Origin of the sequence: Chryseobacterium sp. BIGb0232 (genome assembly GCF_024810195.1) — a bacterium.
Lineage (GTDB): Bacteria > Bacteroidota > Bacteroidia > Flavobacteriales > Weeksellaceae > Chryseobacterium > Chryseobacterium pennae.
Map to the genome: position 1 here is coordinate 40,138 of NZ_JANUEH010000016.1, position 17,959 is coordinate 58,096.

Consider the following 17,959-nt stretch of genomic DNA (forward strand, 5'->3'; position numbering starts at 1 on the left):
TTTTCAATATTTATTTTGACCTTAAATAAGTTGATAGTTTTATTGTTAACGTATTAAAATACAGTAAGTTGGTAAAATTCTGCGATTCATCTAATTAATCATTTTTCATGTTAAACAAAATTATTGAGTTTTCTGTAAAGAATAAACTCATCATTGCTCTGTTCACCATAGGATTAGTCCTTTTCGGAGTATATGAAACCACCAAACTTCCCATTGATGCACAGCCTGATATCACCAATAACCAGGTACAGATTATCACTACCGCACCATCCTACGGAGCTGCAGATATTGAGCGTCTTGTAACATTTCCTATTGAGCAGGCAACGAGTAATATCAGTGGAATCACTGAACTCCGAAGTCTTTCCAGATTCGGATTGTCATTAGTAACCGTAGTTTTCGATGATGATACCGATGTATATTGGGCCCGCCAGCAGGTTCAGGAACGCTTACAGCTCGTTCAGGACAATATTCCTGAGGGAATTGGTAAACCGGAGCTGGGGCCTATTTCTACAGGATTGGGAGAGATTTTCCAGTATGTAGTAAGAGCCAAAAAAGGCTATGAAAATGTATATGACGAAACAGAGCTGAGAACTATTCAGGACTGGGTTGTCAGACGACAATTGCTGGGAACCAAAGGAGTAGCGGATGTAAGCAGTTTCGGAGGAAAGCTGAAACAATATGAGATTGCCATTAATCCTAATAAACTTCAGGCTTTTAATATCAATATCAATAATGTCTTTGCTGCGTTGGAAAAAAACAACCAGAATACCGGAGGAGCTTATATTGAAAAGAAAGAAACCGTCCTTTTTATCCGAAGTGAAGGGCTTTTGGGTACCACAGAAGATATCGGAAGTATTCAGGTGGCAGAAACCAAAGATGGGATACCGGTTCATATCAAAGACGTAGCTTCTGTAAAGATCGGATATGCGACAAGGTATGGTGCCATGACTTATAATGATACTGGAGAAGTATCCGGAGCCATTGTATTGATGCTTAAAGGAGAAAATGCCAACGTTGTGATTGGCAATATTAAACAAAGACTTGAAAAAATTCAGGAATCTTTGCCTGAAGGTGTTGTAATTGAACCTTTTCTTGACCGTGCTAAAATGGTGAACAATACCATCAGTACAGTAAAAACGAATCTGATGGAGGGGGCTTTGATCGTAGTTTTCATTCTTGTTTTATTCCTTGGAAACTTCAGAGCTGGATTGTTAGTAGCTTCTGTTATTCCTTTAGCCATGCTGTTTGCCATTATTATGATGAATATCTTTGGTGTTGGAGGAAACCTGATGAGCCTCGGAGCATTAGACTTCGGTCTTATTGTGGATGGTGCAGTGATTATTGTAGAGGCCGTTCTTCATCAGCTGGCGCATAAAAAACACTTTGGTAAAGATAATATGCTGAGCAAAAAGGAAATGGATGACCAGGTTTCAGGTTCCGCCACCAAAATGGTAAATAGTGCTGTTTTCGGACAGATCATTATTCTTATTGTTTACCTTCCGATCTTTACTCTACAGGGAATTGAAGGAAAAATGTTCAAACCGATGGCACAAACTGTTGCTTTTGCGCTGATTGGGGCATTTATTCTTTCCCTTACCTACATTCCTATGATGAGTTCATTGGTATTAAGCAGAAAGAAAAAGGAAAAAGACAATATTTCAGACAGGGTAATGACTAAAGTGGAAATAGGACATCAAAAGTACCTGATGAAAGCTTTAAAGTACCGAAAAACAATTATTTTGGCTGTTGTTGTTCTTTTTGCCGGCGCTGTTTTCACCCTTTCCAGAATGGGTGGTGAATTTATTCCATCGTTGGAAGAAGGAGATTTTGCAGTTGAGATGAGAATTCTTCAGGGAAGTAATATTAATGAGACTAAAAAAGTCACTACTCAAGCTTCCGACATTCTTTTAAAACAGTTTCCTGAAGTACAGAAGATCGTTGTCAAGATCGGAAGTGCTGAGATTCCAACAGAACCAATGCCGATGGATGCAGGAGATATGATTATTGTTTTAAAACCTAAAAAAGAATGGACATCAGCTTCTTCATTTCCTGAGCTTTCTGAAAAGATGAGTAAAGCATTAAGTGTTATTCCAGGATTGACAACAAGCTTCCAGTTTCCGGTGCAAATGCGCTTTAATGAGCTGATGACCGGAGCCAGACAGGATATAGTCTGTAAAATTTATGGAGAAGATCTTGACAGCCTTACTACCTATGCTAAAAAGTTGGGAAGCATCATCAATACAGTAAAAGGAGCCCAGGATCTTTATATAGAACCTGTTGAAGGAGCCCCACAGGTAGTTATAGACTACAACCGATCCGAATTATCAAGGTACAATATTTCTGTTGCTGAAATCAACAGGGTCATCAATATGGCTTTTGCAGGCCAAACTGCTGGAGCATTATATGAAGGAGAAAAAAAGTTTGACATTGTTGTCCGCATGGATAATGATTATAAAAAAGATATTGCCAGCATTCAGAATTTACTGGTTCCTACCGCTTCAGGAGAGCAGGTTCCCTTATCTCAGCTGGCAAAAGTAGAGCTTAAAAACAGTCCTAACCAGATTCAGAGAGAAGATACCAAAAGAAGAATTATTGTAGGTTTTAATGCAAGGGGCAGAGATGTTCAGAGTATTGTGGAAGAGTTGCAGCAAAAAGCAGCTAAAGGGCTGAAATTTACACCAGGCTATACCATTTCTTATGGCGGAACTTTTGAAAACTTAAACGAAGCTAAAGCAAGATTGGGGCTTGCTGTTCCTATTTCTCTGGTAATGATTTTCCTGCTGTTATTCTTTGCATTTGGTTCTGTAAAACACAGTTTATTAATCTACACTGCCATTCCGTTATCAGCAATCGGAGGGGTATACTTCCTTGCTTTAAGGGGAATGCCTTTCAGCATCAGTGCCGGAGTTGGATTCATTGCTTTATTTGGAGTTGCTGTACTTAATGGAATTGTTTTGATCTCAGAGTTTAACCGCTTAAAAAAGAACGGAATAACCAATACCAGCAGAATTGTACTGATGGGAACAAGAATCAGGCTTCGTCCGGTTCTGATGACGGCTTTTGTTGCTTCATTAGGTTTTCTTCCTATGGCGATAAGTAATGGTGCAGGAGCTGAAGTACAGAGACCTTTGGCAACCGTAGTAATAGGAGGGTTGATGCTTGCCACTTTCTTAACCTTATTTGTGCTTCCTATTCTCTACGTCTTATTTGAACATATTAATAAAGATAAAATGAAATTCTCTAAAAAAATAAACTATAAAAAACTGTCTGTTTTCTTGCTGTTGATTTCTTTCGGAAGCATTCAGGCACAGGAAAATATCACTTTTGAACAGGCTTTGGAAAAGGCTTACCAACAAAACGGAATGCTTAAAAGTTCAAAATTAATTGCTGATTATCAGGAAAAGCTAAAAGCCAGCTATCTTGATCTTCCCCAACTGGAAGTTACGGGAGCATTCGGACAGATTCAGGGTGAAGAAACTGATAATTCATTCGCAATTTCCCAAAGATTCAGTTTTCCAACGGTGTATTCAAAAAGAAAACAGATGCTGGATGCAGAATGGACGGCAAGTGTTATCAGTCAAAACCTTACAAAAACACAGCTTACCAAAGAAGTTACGGATGTTTTCTATAGAATATTAGTCCTTCAGGAAAAGAAAAAAGTATTGGAATACATTAGCCAACTGTACAGCAACTTTGCTGATAAAGCCGGTTTAAGATTAAAAAAAGGAGAAGCAAACATTTTAGAGGAAGCTACTGCAGAAATTCAAAAGGAACAGATGAAAGTACAGCTGAATTCTCTTGAAAATGATCTGAGTATTGCAAAACTACAGCTTCAGTTACTTCTTCAGTCTGATACTCCTTACCAACCTATTGCAGAGAGGCCAACAATGAACGTAGGACTTCAGATCTCAGAGGAAATGGTAAAACAGCATCCTGAGCTTCAGTATCTGCAACAACAGATTAAAGTAGGAGAGGCTGAAGTACAGCTTGAAAAAAGCAGATTGCTTCCTGACCTTCTTATCGGCTATACCAATCAGAGCATGAAAAACATCAATAATAACCGTTTTAATTCAGTTCAGGTGGGAGTAGGAATTCCATTGTTTACTAAAGGGCAAAGAGCATTAGCCAAAGCTGCTGAAGCCAAAATTGCCATCTCTGAAAATCAATATCAAAGAAAAGAAATTGAACTTAAAAACAGGTTGGGACAACAGTTGAACAACTATATGAATCAGCAGAGAATCATTGAAAACTATGAGCAGAAACAGCTCCCCAAATCTGAAACGATCTTAAAAACCGCTCAAAAGCAGATGGATGCAGGAGAAATTGATTACCTGAACTGGGTAATCCTGGTGAATCAGGCTGTAAAGACCAAGGCAGATTACATTGATAGCCTGGAAAGACTGAATCAGATCGGAGCAGAACTCAATTTCTTAATTTCAAAATAACAGCATCATGCAATTCAAAATAATATCAATATACAGTCTGGCCCTAGTATTTGCCTTGTCATCATGTTCAGGCAAGAAAGAAGAGGAAAAAGCAGTTTATGAAAACACAAAATTTGCAAAAGGGACTGAAAATACCGTTCATCTTACCTCACAGCAAATTCAGTCAGTAGGAATTACGACTACAACCATTCAGAACAGAAATATGGAGAAACTGGTTCGCCTGAATGGAAAAGCAGAGATTGCGCCTTCTCATATCAGTTCTGTTTCAAGCATTATGGGTGGACATATCAAATCAATCAACATAATTAATGGAAGCCACTTCACTAAAGGTCAGGTACTGGCAGTGGTGGAAGATCCACAATTCATACAGCTTCAGCAGGATTATCTGGTAACCAAAGCGCAGCTTGAGGCAGCAAGACTGAACTTGAACCGTCAGAAGGACCTTAATACAAGCAAAGCAAGTAGCGATAAAACCATGCAAACTGCACAGGCAGATTATTCAACTTTAAATGCTACCCTGAGAGGTCTTGAAGAAAAGCTGCGAATCATCGGAATCAATGCTAAAGGGCTAAACACCGGAAATATAAGAAGCAGAATTAATGTTTATGCACCATTCAGTGGTTTTGTGAGCAAAATACTGGTGAATAACGGTCAATATATCAATCCTGCAGATACTTTATTTGAACTGATTAATCCGGCCGGATTACTTTTAGAATTAAAAATTTTTGAAAATGACGTTAATGATATAAAAACAGGGCAGAAAATCCTGGTATATAACAATCAAAAACCTGATGTGAAGTCCAATGCCAGAATTGTAAGTGTAGTTCCAAGTATTGAAAACGGAGGTTCTGCAACGGCAGTAGCCAAATTATCATCTGCCCATTCAGAATTTGTAAAAGGGATGTACATCAATGCTGAAGTGAATATCAGCAACCGATACACCCAGGGACTTCCGAATGATGCTGTAGTTTCTTTTGAAAGCAGAAACTATGTTTTTGAAGACCTTGGAAAATCAAATTATAAGATGATTCCCGTGGTCATTGGTATTTCAGATGATCAGTTTACAGAAATTGTAAAAGCAGATTTTTTAAAAGATAAAAAGATTGTACAGAAAGGAGCTTACAGTCTTCTGATGATGTTGAAGAATAAGGCGGAATAATCGCTTTATATACATGTAAAAAAAAGGTTTTGTTTACCAATGGTAAATGAAACCTTTTCTTTTGTAGAATGCCAGTAAATAATGACAAATAAAAAATACTGTTCCCAGAAGCTGAGAAGAGCATTTTTGTTTGATTTCAATAGAGATTGTTTATTTTACAGCTTTGTTCACTATTTTACAGTCAGCAGTGCTTAATTTTTGTCCGTCTTTGTAGCTGATCTTTTTTTCATCGGCATACTTAGATTGTCCGTCTTCCTCTTTATGATCTCCAATTCCTTCTGTTAAAGCATTGTCTTTCTGTAAGAAGTAAATATCTCTTTTGCTCTTTTTACCTTCAGAAGAAAATTCGTAGGTAAGTTTCAGAGTATCTCCAGATTTAAATCCTGTTACGTCTCCTTTTGAACTGTCTTTTTCACTGTTTTTATACGATAGTTTTCCGGTAATCGTTCCCAGGTTGTCGTCAATAGAAGCAAAAACACTGTCTTTTCCAGTTACTCCTACATAGCAGAACGATTTTGGCCCTAGTGTATCTATCACAGGTTCTTCTACTGCAATAGTATCAGTATTCACATTAGGAGCAGGAGCTTCAGTTTTTTTATTACAATTGATCATTACTGCTGAAACAGCAACTATTAAAATTAATTTCTTCATATCCTTAGTTATTTAAAATCAAATTTTGAAGCGCTAAATTAGTGATACTATTTATATATTAATGAATATTTTTCTAAAGTTTAAAAATATCATTCATTTGGGCACGGAAAATGATTCATATTATTCTATTTTTAAATTTATTATTATGAAAAAGACTGTCAGAATGCTGGGATTAGGATTATTATTTTTAGGGTTGCATTCTTTGATGGGGCAAACACCTCAAAACTATATTTATACTTCATCGGGAGACCTGAAGAATATTGAAAAGATGATTGTACGAAAAGATATTGGAGGAGTGCAGATTGTCTATAACTGGAGAGCTTTAGAGACTTCAAAAGATGTTTATAATTTTTCAGGCATTGAAAAAGATTTAGAGTATTTGACTTCTTTAGATAAAAAACTGTTTATCCAGCTCCAGGACAGATTTTTTGAGCCTCAGGCAAGATATGTTCCTGATTATATTTTGAAGGAAAAGGAGTATACCGGAGGGCTGGTGGCTCAATATGATAATCCGGGAGAGAATAAACCTGTTGGAAGTGGTTGGGTAACCCAGCAATGGAATCCTGCCGTTAGAGAAAGATATCAAAAGCTGATAGGAGAGCTGGGGAAAAAGTTTGATGGGAAAATTCAGGGAATTAATCTTCCTGAGACCTCAATAGATATTGAAATGAAAAAAGATAAAACCGGCTTTAGCTGTGATAAATATTTTCAGGCAGAGTTGGATAATTTAAAATTTGCAAGGCAAGCATTCAAAGAATCTTATGTATTACAATATGTCAATTTTTTTCCGTGCGAATGGGAAAATGACCATCAGTATATGTCCAGATTATTTGATTTTGCCGATAAAAATAAGATAGGGTTAGGCGGGCCGGACATTGTTCCTGATAAAAAGGCTCAGATGAAAAACTCTTATCCGTTTTTTAATCAATATAAAGGAAAATTGCCACTGGTCGCTATGGCAGTCCAGGAGCCCACTTTAACTTATATAAATCCAAAAACAAAAAAGCCCTTTACAAAAGAAGAATTTGTGAATTATGCACAGAATTTTCTTGGGGTTAATATTATATTCTGGAGCGTGGAATCTCCCTGGCTGCTAAATTAATGAACATTTTTTTAAACCATTAAGTAATATCTTAATGGTTTAAAATTATTGTTTAACCACAAAAGTCATAAAAGTTTTTGAACACTTTAGTTTTTTAAGTTGTCAAGCTTTGTGTATTAGAAGTTCACATAAGTTTTGAACAATCTTTGATTTTCTTGTTACATATATTTTGTCATTCCGTAGGAATCCAATCTTTATTATTTAACCACAAAAGTCATAAAAGTTTTTGAACACTTTAGTTTTTTAAGTTATCAAGCTTTGCGTATTAGAAGTTCACATAAGTTTTGAAAAAATCTTTGATTTTCTTGTTACATACACTTTGTCATTCGGTAGGAATCCAATCTTTATTATTTAACCACAAAAGTCATAAAAGTTTTTGAACACTTTAGTTTTTTAAGTTGTCAAGCTTTGCGTATTAGAAGTTCACATAAGTTTTAAAAATCGTTGATTTTTCATTTTCACTCTAATACTCTAGCACACTCAAACTCTCAAACTCCCCCTGAACCCTCTCGCTGCATAATAAGAATCTGCACCGTTATGATAATAGAAAACCATATTGTAACGTCTGTCGCAGAAAACAGCGCCTCCAAGTTCTCTAATTGAAGCAGGTGTTTGGATCCAGCTGGATGTTTTCTGATCAAACTTTCCTAATTCCTGAAGGTGGCGGTATTGTTCTTCGGTTAAAATTTCAATACCCATTTCTGAAGCTTTATCAATGGCGTTGCTTTCAGGTTTGTTGGCTTTTCTTGATTCCCATGCTGGGTAATCGTAGCAAAGGCTTCTGCGTTTTGGGCTTTCCGGAGCGCAGTCGAAGAAGATATATTCGTCTGTTTTTTGATTGTAATCCACCACATCAGGTTCGCCTTCTGTTTCTTCCATTTCGTTTAAAGACCAGAGTTTTTCGGGGCTGGCTTCCAGTTTGGACTGGATGTTTTCCCATTTCAGGCCTTTGTGGCGGGGCATATTTTTTTCAAAACGGGTTTTCAGTACTTTTAGAAGAGTTTCGTTTTGTTCGGGAGTTAATGATTTCTTTTTCATGTTAAATTTTGTTTTACGGTTTGTTCTTTTTGAATCAATTGATTGATGTTGTTGGAACTCGCAAAGGCGCAATAGGTTTTGAGGCTGAGAATATTTTTAAGGCGCAAGGATTTTATCTCCGATAAAATTGAATGCTACATACTTTCATCTCATATTTGGTGAAAATCATAGATTTTCTTGCGCCTTAAAAACAGCATTAGGTTTTAATCCTTAGTGTCTTTGCGATATTCCAACAAAATCAATGTTATCTGCATAAAGTTTTTAATTGTGAGTTAGTTGTTGTTGAGAGAGATTTTTCGGTTTGCAGGTCTGAAATACCATGAAATCATAACCAGCACAAACAGTAAAACAGCTGGGAAAGTTCTGCTAGTGGTATCTCCCACAATAAGATGCGAAATAACTGCTCCGGACATGACGAAGAAAAATCCTGCGTAAGCCGATTCTTTGAGTAATAAACGTTTCGGAATGAGAATGGCAATAACGCCCAATAGTTTCCATACTCCGATGATGGTCATAAGATAAGCCGGATATCCAAGGTTGGTAAAGTTGGCAAGTTCATCTTTGTTTTTCATAAGCTGAACAATGGCGGTAGAAACCATGCCTAATGCCATCCATAGTGTAAAGATCCAATAGATGATCTTTGTTCTTTTTTCTGATCGGTTTGATGTTTCCATATTGATTATGTTTTGTGATTAGTCGGTAAGGCCTTTTCCTTCGAGGATTTGAGGGATGCATTTTTCTATTCTTGCTTCCCGGGTTTTGGATTGTTTGGCAGAAGAAAAGTGGAGTAGATAAGCTCTTTGTCGGCCTGGGGTTAAGGCTTCAAAAGCTTCTTTTAATACAGCATCCTGATCCAGTCTGTTTTGAAACTCTTCAACCATTTCAAAGTCTTTGGTTTTCTTCATTTCAACCTTCACTCCGGATTCTTCAATTTCCACAGCTTCAAACATATATGCCCGAAGTTCATTTTCCAAATCATGGATCTGTTGTATCTCTGTAAAACGGATTTGTCTCGCTGCCTGCACATTTTCAGACTGCTGAATAAGAATCTGGTCAGGATCTTTCATCAAAGCGCCTTTGAAAAAGAGTAGGGCACAATATTCTTTAAACCCGTGAATTAAGAAAATATTTTTCCCTTCATAAGTATAACAGGGACAGCCCCATTTTAAATCTTCTACCAATTCAGTACTTAGGGCAATTGTTCTTAATGCTTCAAATTCTTCTTTCCATTGTGTGGCATTTTCGAAGAAAAAATTAACTTTTGGATTCATGTTTTTGGGTTTGAGGGTTGTAGGGTTTGAGGGTATTAGAGTATTAGAGTATTAGAGTTTGATGCTTAAAGTTCAAGGTTGTTATCCTTTCACTAATAATTGAGGATTCACTTGCGAAACAAAATTGAAGATTGGTATCCACAAGTTAAACTCTGACATCATTGTCTCTCATCTCTTCGTCTATTATCTATTGGTCTCTAAAGATCTCCTGCAAACGATCATGTGCCCTATTAATTCCCTGAGCAAACGGCATTTTCAGGTGCTGATCTCTGAAGTCTACGGATTTGTATATCGTCTGGATGGTGATTTTACTCGTTTTGTCTGTTAGCTTTTCAAATTCTAAAAACTCAATCTGAACCGGAAAAGGAGTGTTTTCCATCTGGAACGTTCTGATAATTTTTTCATTCTGAACAATATCATGAATGGTTCCGTTGGCACTAAACATTACTTCTCCCTGCGGATTAGAAGTTTCAAAACGGTAACTTCCGTGGGGTTGGTTTTCAAACTTGGTCACTTTGGTTCCCATCCATTGTTCGAAAAGTTCAGCTTCTGTATAGGCCTTGAAAAGCAATTCTACAGGAAGATCAAATTCTCTGATAATGAAGATTTCCTGCTTTCCATCTTCTGCCTGGATTTTTGTTTTTAGTTCCATATTTTGAGTTTGAGGGTTTGAGGGTTTTGGGTGTTTTAGAGTATTAGAGTATTAGAGTATTAGAGTATTAGAGTATTAGAGTGGGAGCGTTTAAGGTTGGTGTCCCTTCCCTGATGATTAACGATTCACTTGCGAAGCAAAATTAACTATATACAATCCACAAGTTAAACTTTGCCCTCATCGTCTCTCATCTCATCGTCTATTATCTATCTGTCTTTACCTATTATTATTCATTTTTCAAATTCTGGTACGCCTTCATCACACTTTCCAGCTTATTGAATTTCTCATCCCACATTTGGCGGAACGGCTCTATAAAATCGGCTATTTCTTTCATTTTATTAGGATTGAGGTGATATATAATTTCACGGCCGTTCTGTTCTGATCTCAGCAGCTCACATTCTGTAAGGATCTGAAGATGTTTGGAAACGGTAGGCCTTGCGGTATCGAAATTGGAAGCAATGGCCCCTGCAGTCATAGATTGAGCAGCCACCAGCATCAATATAGATCTTCTGGTAGGGTCTGCAATCGCCTGGAATACATCTCTTCTTAAATTCATTATGTAGTTATTTGACTACAAATATATGTGTAGTTATTTAGCTACGCAAGTTTTTTAAGAAATTCTTTTATAGAAAAAGTTAAGCAGATAAAAAAATCTCCTTTCAACAAACCATTGAAAGGAGAAAATAAGTTTATTTAATTACCATTTATTCCTAATATCTGCAAATTCTTCTTTATTTTCAGAAACATCTTTCCAAGCAGATATTATTGGAGGTATAGTAACGTTATTCTCAAGTTTTTTTTTATATATACTACTCGCTAACACAATTGATTTTTGCTTCAATAATAAAAAGTCATCAATATTTATTTTATCATCAATTGAAAGGTCTAAAATATACTGTAAAGAATCATATAATTCTTTTTTAACAGAATCCGAAACTATTGTAGTATGATTAATATAATCATTAAAAACATCAAAAATATCCCCCATTAGATCTAACATTCTCCATTGTAAAGGGACTAATAAAATATCTAATAAACGATTTATGAAAATAGTATCACTTGCATATGAACTACTATGAATAGCCAATATTACGGAGTTTAAAGCATCTAATAAAGTTTTTCTATTGTTTGAAAGTAATCCTTTTTGAAGTTCTACGAAATATTCTTCATAAGTATTAAAAAAACCAAATACAATCTTTAGCGTTAAAACTGACATGTTACTCTTTTCTAGATCATAAGATATTTTTTTTATCCTATGAAGCATATCTTCACTCAGATCATTTCTATAGAATCCTAAAACTCTAGAAATAATATTAATCAGATTATCAAATCGGGATGTAAATTCTGCTTGAATACTGGTGCCAAATCCTTCTTCTTTATATTTCTCGTCGAGAATATAATATTTGTCAAATTTCCACCATATTTCACATTTGGAAAGAATTTTTTCTAATTCTTCGATAGACCAAATTACACCACTATTTTTATTAATTGTTCGAGATCCATAAATTAGTTCTTCAAAATATCTATCTTCTCCTTTAGAGATTCCAATTCCTGCTTTTGTTTGAAGTCCTTGGACATTAAAATTATTTTCATTAATATATTTTTTATATATAATTTCAGCATCAATACCTTTTGGTTGTAGAAAATTTATAAAAGCAAAATTATAAAATGTTGTATTTTTAGGAAAACCAGATAGTTCATCTGTTTCACTCCAAATTGTATTAAATAACTTTTGAGATTGTACCTTATTTAATTGTTCAGAATTGTATAAAAATATTAACCGTTTTATTGCATCTTTCCTACATTTTTCTTTTTTAGTATTTTCAATTAAAAAATTAAAAACTTCTTTTTTTAATTTTACTTTAGTTGATGAAATATTAGATGTTTTAATAAAATTGAATGGTTCTATTAATGTATATGATATTACTGATTCAGAGTTTAATAAAGGGAACTCTAATAAAATTCCTATAGCTTTATTCAAAAGGTCTTTACTACTAGAATTAATTAAATTCTTAATTAAATTATCTGTTTTAGGTAGATCAAGCTCTTGTGTATATAATTTATAGCAGAGTTTATATATATCTAATTTTATTGAATCATTACATTTTGTACAAAGTCTTGATAGTAAATAAGGTACTTTACGAATGAATGCTCGAGCTATTGGATTTGACTCTTCCTCTGGTAGTAACTCATGAAAACGCCTGATGCATTCATTCGTATATGCATCTATAATTGAAGACGAAAATTTAAGCATTTGTACACGATCAAAAACCGTATCTACAACTTTTTCATCTCTACTTCTGTTTAATATAGCAATTCCCCATTGTGGAGATATAAGCTTAATTCTTTTTAAAACACCATTAATTGTTTTATCACTAAAGTTTAAACGAGATAAACTTAATGGGATAGCCAATTCTTCAATAAAACGGAGAAAAGTATATGCGATTATGAAATCTTCAGATGTTGTTCCAAAAGTATACGAACGAGTAGCTTGGCCTATTTCAAAATTGCTATTAATAGAAGTACTATTTTCTGGATAATATGGTTTTTGCAACATTAGGTCAAAATACTTTTGCTCTCCCCAGGGATCACAATTATATTGTCGTAAATCATTCCAACGCTCATTGTAATCTTCGCTTTTGGCTTTTGAATTAACTTCATTTTCTTCAAGTTGAATATTTCCTTGTAAAAATTTAAGTTGATACATAACATAAGACTCCAATGAAACCCATGTGTAATCATCTTCTATTGGTGATAAATTGAGTTTTCTTCTTATCTCAAGTAGATTTGCTTCTAATAGTTTTACAGCTTCTTTGGATTGGCCAAATTCGGATAATAGCATAGCTCTTTTTATATTCCAAAATACAGAAATGTTATTCTGAGGCCACTCATCTAATATTTTTTTAGCTTCATTAAGTTTTAGTTTAAAAATCGCTTCAAGAATTTGTTCATAATAAAAAAGCGATAATTGATCAGAAGATAAATGTTGTTTAATAGAATTAAGTAATCTATAGGTTGTTTCCCATTTTTCAACAAAATTTTCTTCTCGATAAAATCTTAGTAATGATAGTGATAGTTGTATCCAGAAATTTTTATATTTATCTCGATCAGCATGATTTAGTTTTGTATTTAGAATATTGATCTCTCTATTTTCTGATATATTTTCAGGGAAAAAATTGTATCTATCTAAAATTTTTTGAAAATAAGATGACATATTATTCCATATAGGGAACAGACATTTTTCTAATCTCCAGTTTAATTCATAAATATATTCTAAATCATCAAATTTTTTTAGATTGTCAAATACACCAGTGTTTTTACTATGCAATTCTGTAAACATCCATAATTTTTCTCTTTGTGTTTGAGGTAATATTAACCAGTTTGGATATTTTTTTCTACAGTTTCTCCATTCTTGAATCAACGTGATAAAATCTATTTTGTCAGTTGAATTTGGAGTCTTCAAATCAGATTGCAGTGGCCAATTTAAATTTTCACGTTTATATTTTTGGCAAGCTAAATAATTAATAAATACTTTTAATCCTTTTTGGTGATTTCCTTTTAAATCTTTATATCCAGATAAATCAACTGAAATTATATTTTTATTATTTAAAAGTTTTTTTTGTGATTCTGATAGATTTAAAATGCCTATTAAATAAATTTTTGAAGCATTGTCTTTTCCAATATTATCATTAATCCATCCTATCCATTGTAGAAAATTTGGATCATCACCAGAAAAACCAATTAGACATAAAGTGTTTTCTAGAAGTGATTGCTGGACTGTATTTACAAAAGGAGCAAATTTTCTTGGATAGCTTCGATAATCTTCTTCTGTTATTATAAAAGGTCTTTCAGAAGGTAAACTTCCATGTAATTTAATTATTCTGGGCTTATTTGAATGAGCTAAATCATTTTTATTAACAACAATATCATATCTTCTTGATATGACATCTTTACAGCTTCGTTCAAGAAGCGTATCATAATTGGTGGTTAGTACATCAGTCCATGGTAATTCCATTAGTATTTTATGTAAATCAGATGGTTCATATTCACTATCAGCAATTATTTTTGCGATGAAATGTTCTAAAGCAGATCTACCGAATGCAGCTTCATACTCTTCTGCTAATTTTAATAAACTTGCGTATTTTACATCATTTGAAGGCTTATTACCATGAATTTTTTCATAAAAAGTATCTCCTAACTCCCACCAACCAGGTGGCTGTTTTAAAGGGTTTATTGTATTAATTGCATTTTTACTAAAACCGGCACCAACCATAATAGATGCATGTCCAGTCCATAAACGTTCAGCTATCTCATCAAAATATGACTGAATATCAGAAGGTAAATTGTCTATCATACCTTTTTAGTATTTGTTATATTATATTTTCTGAATTAAAATGAAAAAAATTGTACAATAAAATATGTGAAGCTTTTTGTATTAATAACTAACTTATGTAACTTTTCTTTCAATTAACTTTTCCAACTTCTCAATCATCTCTTTCTGCTGTTGTAGCATACGCTCATAAAGCTCAACCATCTTATCAAGGGGATGAAAATTTGGCGAATTATTAATTACAGTAGCAAATTGTGGTGAAGAATGATCGTGATTATTGAAAGTGTTTGCTATAATATTGATAGCTGATTCCTCATCAAAATTCTCAATCGCCTCCGCTGGAACTTTCAAAATCTTTGCTACCTGCGCCAGAATATCAGATTCTACGGTTTCTTTTTGTTCTAAAAGAGAGACTTTCTTCTGGTTCCAGTCGTCTCCTAATTCAAAAGCTAAGGCTTCCTGCTTGATGCCCAGCATTTCACGGAAACGTTTTATATTTCTACCCTGATGTATTTTTTTATTTTGCATATCTGTGTCAATCATAATAACAAATATAAAGCTTTAAAAGGTAAAAATAAAGCCCCTGTTCAAAATAAATTATCTTCTAAAATATCCATTCTACGGCCTAAAATATTCATTTTTAACTGGTATAGCTGTCATGATATTTCTTGCTTTGTTGAAAAACAACGATATGAGAAAAGTAATTATTCGAGGCAAATATAAGATTGTCTCCATTCGTAACCTTACGGTTTCGCATAAATCATTTGAAAGAGCCTATAGAAGACTGGTTTTCTTCCCGGAAATCCGGCTGGCAGGGAAGTGGTTGCTGGAGTGCGGTTTTGAACCGGGAGATCATGTGGTGGTGACGGTTCGGAGAAATCAGATTACTTTAGAAAAGGAGATGAACTATGAAGAAGTGTAAGCAAAACATTTTATCTACTAAAAATATTATTTGCCACTAATGCACGAATAGGATATTTCGTTATGGTAAATAAAGACCCCTTTTTTATAAACTTTATAAGATATCATTGTATAGGCTTTAAAATGAACGAAATCTTTTTTATTAGTGCATTCGTGGCAAAAAAAATCTGCGTAATCTGTGTGATCTATGGGAGAGTTTTTTAGACGCAAAGTTTTATAGAGGTAGCTGTTATATTTTTAGGGAGCTAAGAGTGGGCAAGTGAACTTGCCTGATGAAGGTGTGGATAGTGATTCGAAGGTTATTTAGATCTCTCGCAGATTTCGGAGATTAAGCAGATGATTGGGGATTAGAATCTGCAATATCTGCTTGATCTGCGTGAGCTTTTTTAACGCAAAGCTTTATGATAGTGGATGGATACTTTTAGGAAGCTAAGAATGGGTACGTGAACTTGCCTGATGAAGGTGTGGATAGTGATTCGAAGGTTATTTAGATCTCTCGCAGATTTCAGAGATTAAGCAGATGATTGGGGATTAGAATCTGCGATATCTGCTTGATCTGCGTGAGCTTTTTTAACGCAAAGCTTTATGATAGTGGATGGATACTTTTAAGAAGCTAAGGATGGGCAAGTGAACTTGCCAGATGAAGGTATGGCTAGTGATTCGAAGGCTTTTGAGATCTCTCGCAGATTTCGGAGATTATGCAGATGATTGGGGATTATAATCTGCGATATCTGCTTGATCTGCGTGAGCTTTTTTAACGCAAAGCTTAAGATAATGGATGGATATTTTTAGGGAGTTAAGGGTGGGCAAGTGAACTTGCCTGATGAAGGTGGATGGATATAGTTTCGGCGGCCGGAGGCCGCCGAAACCCTTTATTTAAGCTAAATATTTAATGAGCTTACTTTACAAATATCCTCAGATATTTTCCTTAATTATCTTAACAACTTACTCTGTTTTTAATGGTTCAAAAAATAGTAACATCATTTTATGGTACAGAAATAAACCTATTTCACCTTCTTCATCGGGAATGCCTGTTTGGCCATTTTCCCATTCATAAGACCTGAGATCTCAGCAAATAAAGAATCTTTACGGATTTTTTTATAGGTAATTGTTTGGGGAAAGTCATTCTGCCTGTTTTCAAACATCAGTGAGGTGGGATTTGAGTCAGGAGTTGAAATAAAATCGACAGGCTGTTCATCATGCTGACCTTTTACAGAAACAATATAATGCAGCTTTTTATCTTTTTCTATCAATCGGACAGACTCGAATAAAAGGGTGTCTTTATTTTTCAGATAATAACTTTTTCCCTGAAGTTCTGTACTGCTTTTCTGAGTCCAGGTTTCATAAAGGCTTCCTTTGGGCGTTTTGGTTTCCCAGGTACCAAGCAGCCATTCCAGTTTTTTGATCCCGCCTTGTTTTTGAGTCCAACTGCCTATAAGCAGGCTGCCGATTAGGATGATGATTAATTTTATTTTCATTGCCTTATTATTTTATTCCAGCAAAGTTCTGGATAAGCAAAGTCTCAAAATTGTAAAAATGCGACATCAGGAATCTTTTCCATAAAAAAGAGAGGTCATTTGCAGATTATCACCATAAAATTCCTTTGGAGTAAGTCCTGTAAATTCTTTAAAATCTTTGATAAAATGGGCCTGGTCATAATATTCTGCATCGTAAGCTAGAGTGGTAAGATTCACATATTCTTTATGGAGAAGATGCTTCAGTATTGATTGCAGCCTTATGGTTTTTGAAAGCTGTTTGGGACTCATACCAATCGCTGAAGAGAACCTGCGTTCCAATTGTCTGCGGTTGATATTGGTTTGCTGGGAAAGTTCATTGACGGATATTTGTCCGTTAACCTGCAAAAGAATATCGATGGTAGATTGTACAATTCTATCAATAGTTTCGGTATTCAGCCTTTCACGCAGAAAGGATTCTACAAGGTCTATTTTTTCCTGTATGGTGTTGGATTGGAATACCTTTTCTCCCAATTCAGTTCCGGCTGTTCCAAACAGATCATCTAATGGAACGGCTTTATCATCCATTTGTTTAATAGGAATCGTTGCAAAAGGCAGAAAGCCGTCATGGTGAAAACGAACCGAAAATATTCCGGTAATGCCTGTAGACTCAATTCTTAAAGGTTCAGTAAGCTGTCCGAAAACGCAGTATCTTGGCTGTACAACGGCTTCTCCATCAATATACTGTTTATACAGATCTCCATAATGGAAGATCATTTCCATGCAGCCATCAGGAACAATGGTTTGGGTTTGGGGAATGTCTTCTTTGGGACTGTCCAGCGTCCAGTAACATTTGATAATTGAAGCCAGTTCCGGATGGGGCTGGAATGTTTGATAATCCATTGTACTTAATAATTCTGTTCTGCTAAAATTATT

14 protein-coding genes are annotated in these 17,959 nt (G+C 34.8%); 4 read left to right on the forward strand and 10 right to left on the reverse strand.

Going from position 1 to position 17,959, the window contains the following annotated elements; all coding sequences use genetic code 11:
- The first annotated feature begins 107 nt into the window (after positions 1–107).
- Positions 108–4,445: a CusA/CzcA family heavy metal efflux RND transporter gene (locus tag M2372_RS24140; protein ID WP_123321633.1), complete on the forward strand. Its 4,338-nt coding sequence runs from the start codon at positions 108–110 to the stop codon at positions 4,443–4,445.
- 7 nt (positions 4,446–4,452) lie between these two features.
- On the forward strand, positions 4,453–5,604 hold the full coding sequence (locus M2372_RS24145; protein ID WP_123321634.1) for an efflux RND transporter periplasmic adaptor subunit: 1,152 nt from the start codon (positions 4,453–4,455) through the stop codon (positions 5,602–5,604).
- A gap of 150 nt (positions 5,605–5,754) precedes the next feature.
- Here the strand turns inward: M2372_RS24145 and M2372_RS24150 are convergent, their stop codons facing one another.
- Complete coding sequence (locus M2372_RS24150) at positions 5,755–6,255, reverse strand: hypothetical protein (RefSeq protein ID WP_123321635.1); 501 nt, start codon at positions 6,253–6,255, stop codon at positions 5,755–5,757.
- A 145-nt stretch (positions 6,256–6,400) separates the two neighbouring features.
- Between M2372_RS24150 and M2372_RS24155 the strand changes: the two genes are divergently transcribed.
- Positions 6,401–7,357 carry a hypothetical protein gene (locus M2372_RS24155; protein WP_123321699.1) on the forward strand — a complete coding sequence of 319 codons (957 nt, stop codon included), beginning with the start codon at positions 6,401–6,403 and terminating at the stop codon, positions 7,355–7,357.
- A gap of 480 nt (positions 7,358–7,837) precedes the next feature.
- On the opposite strand, the gene M2372_RS24160 is transcribed toward M2372_RS24155, so the two are convergent.
- From M2372_RS24160 to M2372_RS24190, 7 genes are all read right to left on the reverse strand, one after another.
- Entirely contained in the window at positions 7,838–8,395 is a 558-nt protein-coding gene (locus M2372_RS24160; protein ID WP_123321636.1) for a DUF4256 domain-containing protein, read from the reverse strand.
- 272 nt (positions 8,396–8,667) lie between these two features.
- Positions 8,668–9,069 carry a DoxX family protein gene (locus tag M2372_RS24165; protein ID WP_123321637.1) on the reverse strand — a complete coding sequence of 134 codons (402 nt, stop codon included), beginning with the start codon at positions 9,067–9,069 and terminating at the stop codon, positions 8,668–8,670.
- Between the two features lie 18 nt (positions 9,070–9,087).
- Positions 9,088–9,666, reverse strand: coding sequence for a YdeI family protein (locus M2372_RS24170; RefSeq protein WP_123321638.1), 579 nt, complete (start codon positions 9,664–9,666; stop codon positions 9,088–9,090).
- A 187-nt stretch (positions 9,667–9,853) separates the two neighbouring features.
- Positions 9,854–10,318 (reverse strand): SRPBCC domain-containing protein, encoded by a 465-nt coding sequence (locus M2372_RS24175; protein WP_123321639.1) that lies wholly within the window; start codon positions 10,316–10,318, stop codon positions 9,854–9,856.
- A gap of 226 nt (positions 10,319–10,544) precedes the next feature.
- On the reverse strand, positions 10,545–10,874 hold the full coding sequence (locus M2372_RS24180) for a helix-turn-helix transcriptional regulator (protein ID WP_123321640.1): 330 nt from the start codon (positions 10,872–10,874) through the stop codon (positions 10,545–10,547).
- Between the two features lie 141 nt (positions 10,875–11,015).
- On the reverse strand, positions 11,016–14,672 hold the full coding sequence (locus M2372_RS24185; RefSeq protein ID WP_123321641.1) for an SIR2 family protein: 3,657 nt from the start codon (positions 14,670–14,672) through the stop codon (positions 11,016–11,018).
- A gap of 93 nt (positions 14,673–14,765) precedes the next feature.
- Positions 14,766–15,191 carry a helix-turn-helix transcriptional regulator gene (locus M2372_RS24190; RefSeq protein WP_123321642.1) on the reverse strand — a complete coding sequence of 142 codons (426 nt, stop codon included), beginning with the start codon at positions 15,189–15,191 and terminating at the stop codon, positions 14,766–14,768.
- A gap of 148 nt (positions 15,192–15,339) precedes the next feature.
- On the opposite strand from M2372_RS24190, the gene M2372_RS24195 reads away from it, so the two are divergent.
- Positions 15,340–15,570 carry a SymE family type I addiction module toxin gene (locus M2372_RS24195; RefSeq protein WP_164466519.1) on the forward strand — a complete coding sequence of 77 codons (231 nt, stop codon included), beginning with the start codon at positions 15,340–15,342 and terminating at the stop codon, positions 15,568–15,570.
- Positions 15,571–16,573: 1,003 nt separating this feature from the next.
- On the opposite strand, the gene M2372_RS24200 is transcribed toward M2372_RS24195, so the two are convergent.
- Positions 16,574–17,047: a DUF6265 family protein gene (locus M2372_RS24200; RefSeq protein WP_123321644.1), complete on the reverse strand. Its 474-nt coding sequence runs from the start codon at positions 17,045–17,047 to the stop codon at positions 16,574–16,576.
- A gap of 66 nt (positions 17,048–17,113) precedes the next feature.
- Positions 17,114–17,926: a helix-turn-helix domain-containing protein gene (locus M2372_RS24205; protein WP_123321700.1), complete on the reverse strand. Its 813-nt coding sequence runs from the start codon at positions 17,924–17,926 to the stop codon at positions 17,114–17,116.
- Positions 17,927–17,959: the final 33 nt, after the last annotated feature.

Bases quoted from the DNA above. Each gene is read 5' to 3' on its own strand.
- M2372_RS24195 (WP_164466519.1), top strand. From the start codon at position 15,340: ATGAGAAAAGTAATTATTCGAGGCAAATATAAGATTGTCTCCATTCGT.
- M2372_RS24145 (WP_123321634.1), top strand. From the start codon at position 4,453: ATGCAATTCAAAATAATATCAATATACAGTCTGGCCCTAGTATTTGCC.
- M2372_RS24205 (WP_123321700.1), bottom strand. From the start codon at position 17,926: ATGGATTATCAAACATTCCAGCCCCATCCGGAACTGGCTTCAATTATC.
- M2372_RS24165 (WP_123321637.1), bottom strand. From the start codon at position 9,069: ATGGAAACATCAAACCGATCAGAAAAAAGAACAAAGATCATCTATTGG.
- M2372_RS24190 (WP_123321642.1), bottom strand. From the start codon at position 15,191: ATGATTGACACAGATATGCAAAATAAAAAAATACATCAGGGTAGAAAT.
- M2372_RS24140 (WP_123321633.1), top strand. From the start codon at position 108: ATGTTAAACAAAATTATTGAGTTTTCTGTAAAGAATAAACTCATCATT.
- M2372_RS24170 (WP_123321638.1), bottom strand. From the start codon at position 9,666: ATGAATCCAAAAGTTAATTTTTTCTTCGAAAATGCCACACAATGGAAA.
- M2372_RS24180 (WP_123321640.1), bottom strand. From the start codon at position 10,874: ATGAATTTAAGAAGAGATGTATTCCAGGCGATTGCAGACCCTACCAGA.
- M2372_RS24150 (WP_123321635.1), bottom strand. From the start codon at position 6,255: ATGAAGAAATTAATTTTAATAGTTGCTGTTTCAGCAGTAATGATCAAT.
- M2372_RS24155 (WP_123321699.1), top strand. From the start codon at position 6,401: ATGAAAAAGACTGTCAGAATGCTGGGATTAGGATTATTATTTTTAGGG.
- M2372_RS24175 (WP_123321639.1), bottom strand. From the start codon at position 10,318: ATGGAACTAAAAACAAAAATCCAGGCAGAAGATGGAAAGCAGGAAATC.
- M2372_RS24160 (WP_123321636.1), bottom strand. From the start codon at position 8,395: ATGAAAAAGAAATCATTAACTCCCGAACAAAACGAAACTCTTCTAAAA.
- M2372_RS24185 (WP_123321641.1), bottom strand. From the start codon at position 14,672: ATGATAGACAATTTACCTTCTGATATTCAGTCATATTTTGATGAGATA.
- M2372_RS24200 (WP_123321644.1), bottom strand. From the start codon at position 17,047: ATGAAAATAAAATTAATCATCATCCTAATCGGCAGCCTGCTTATAGGC.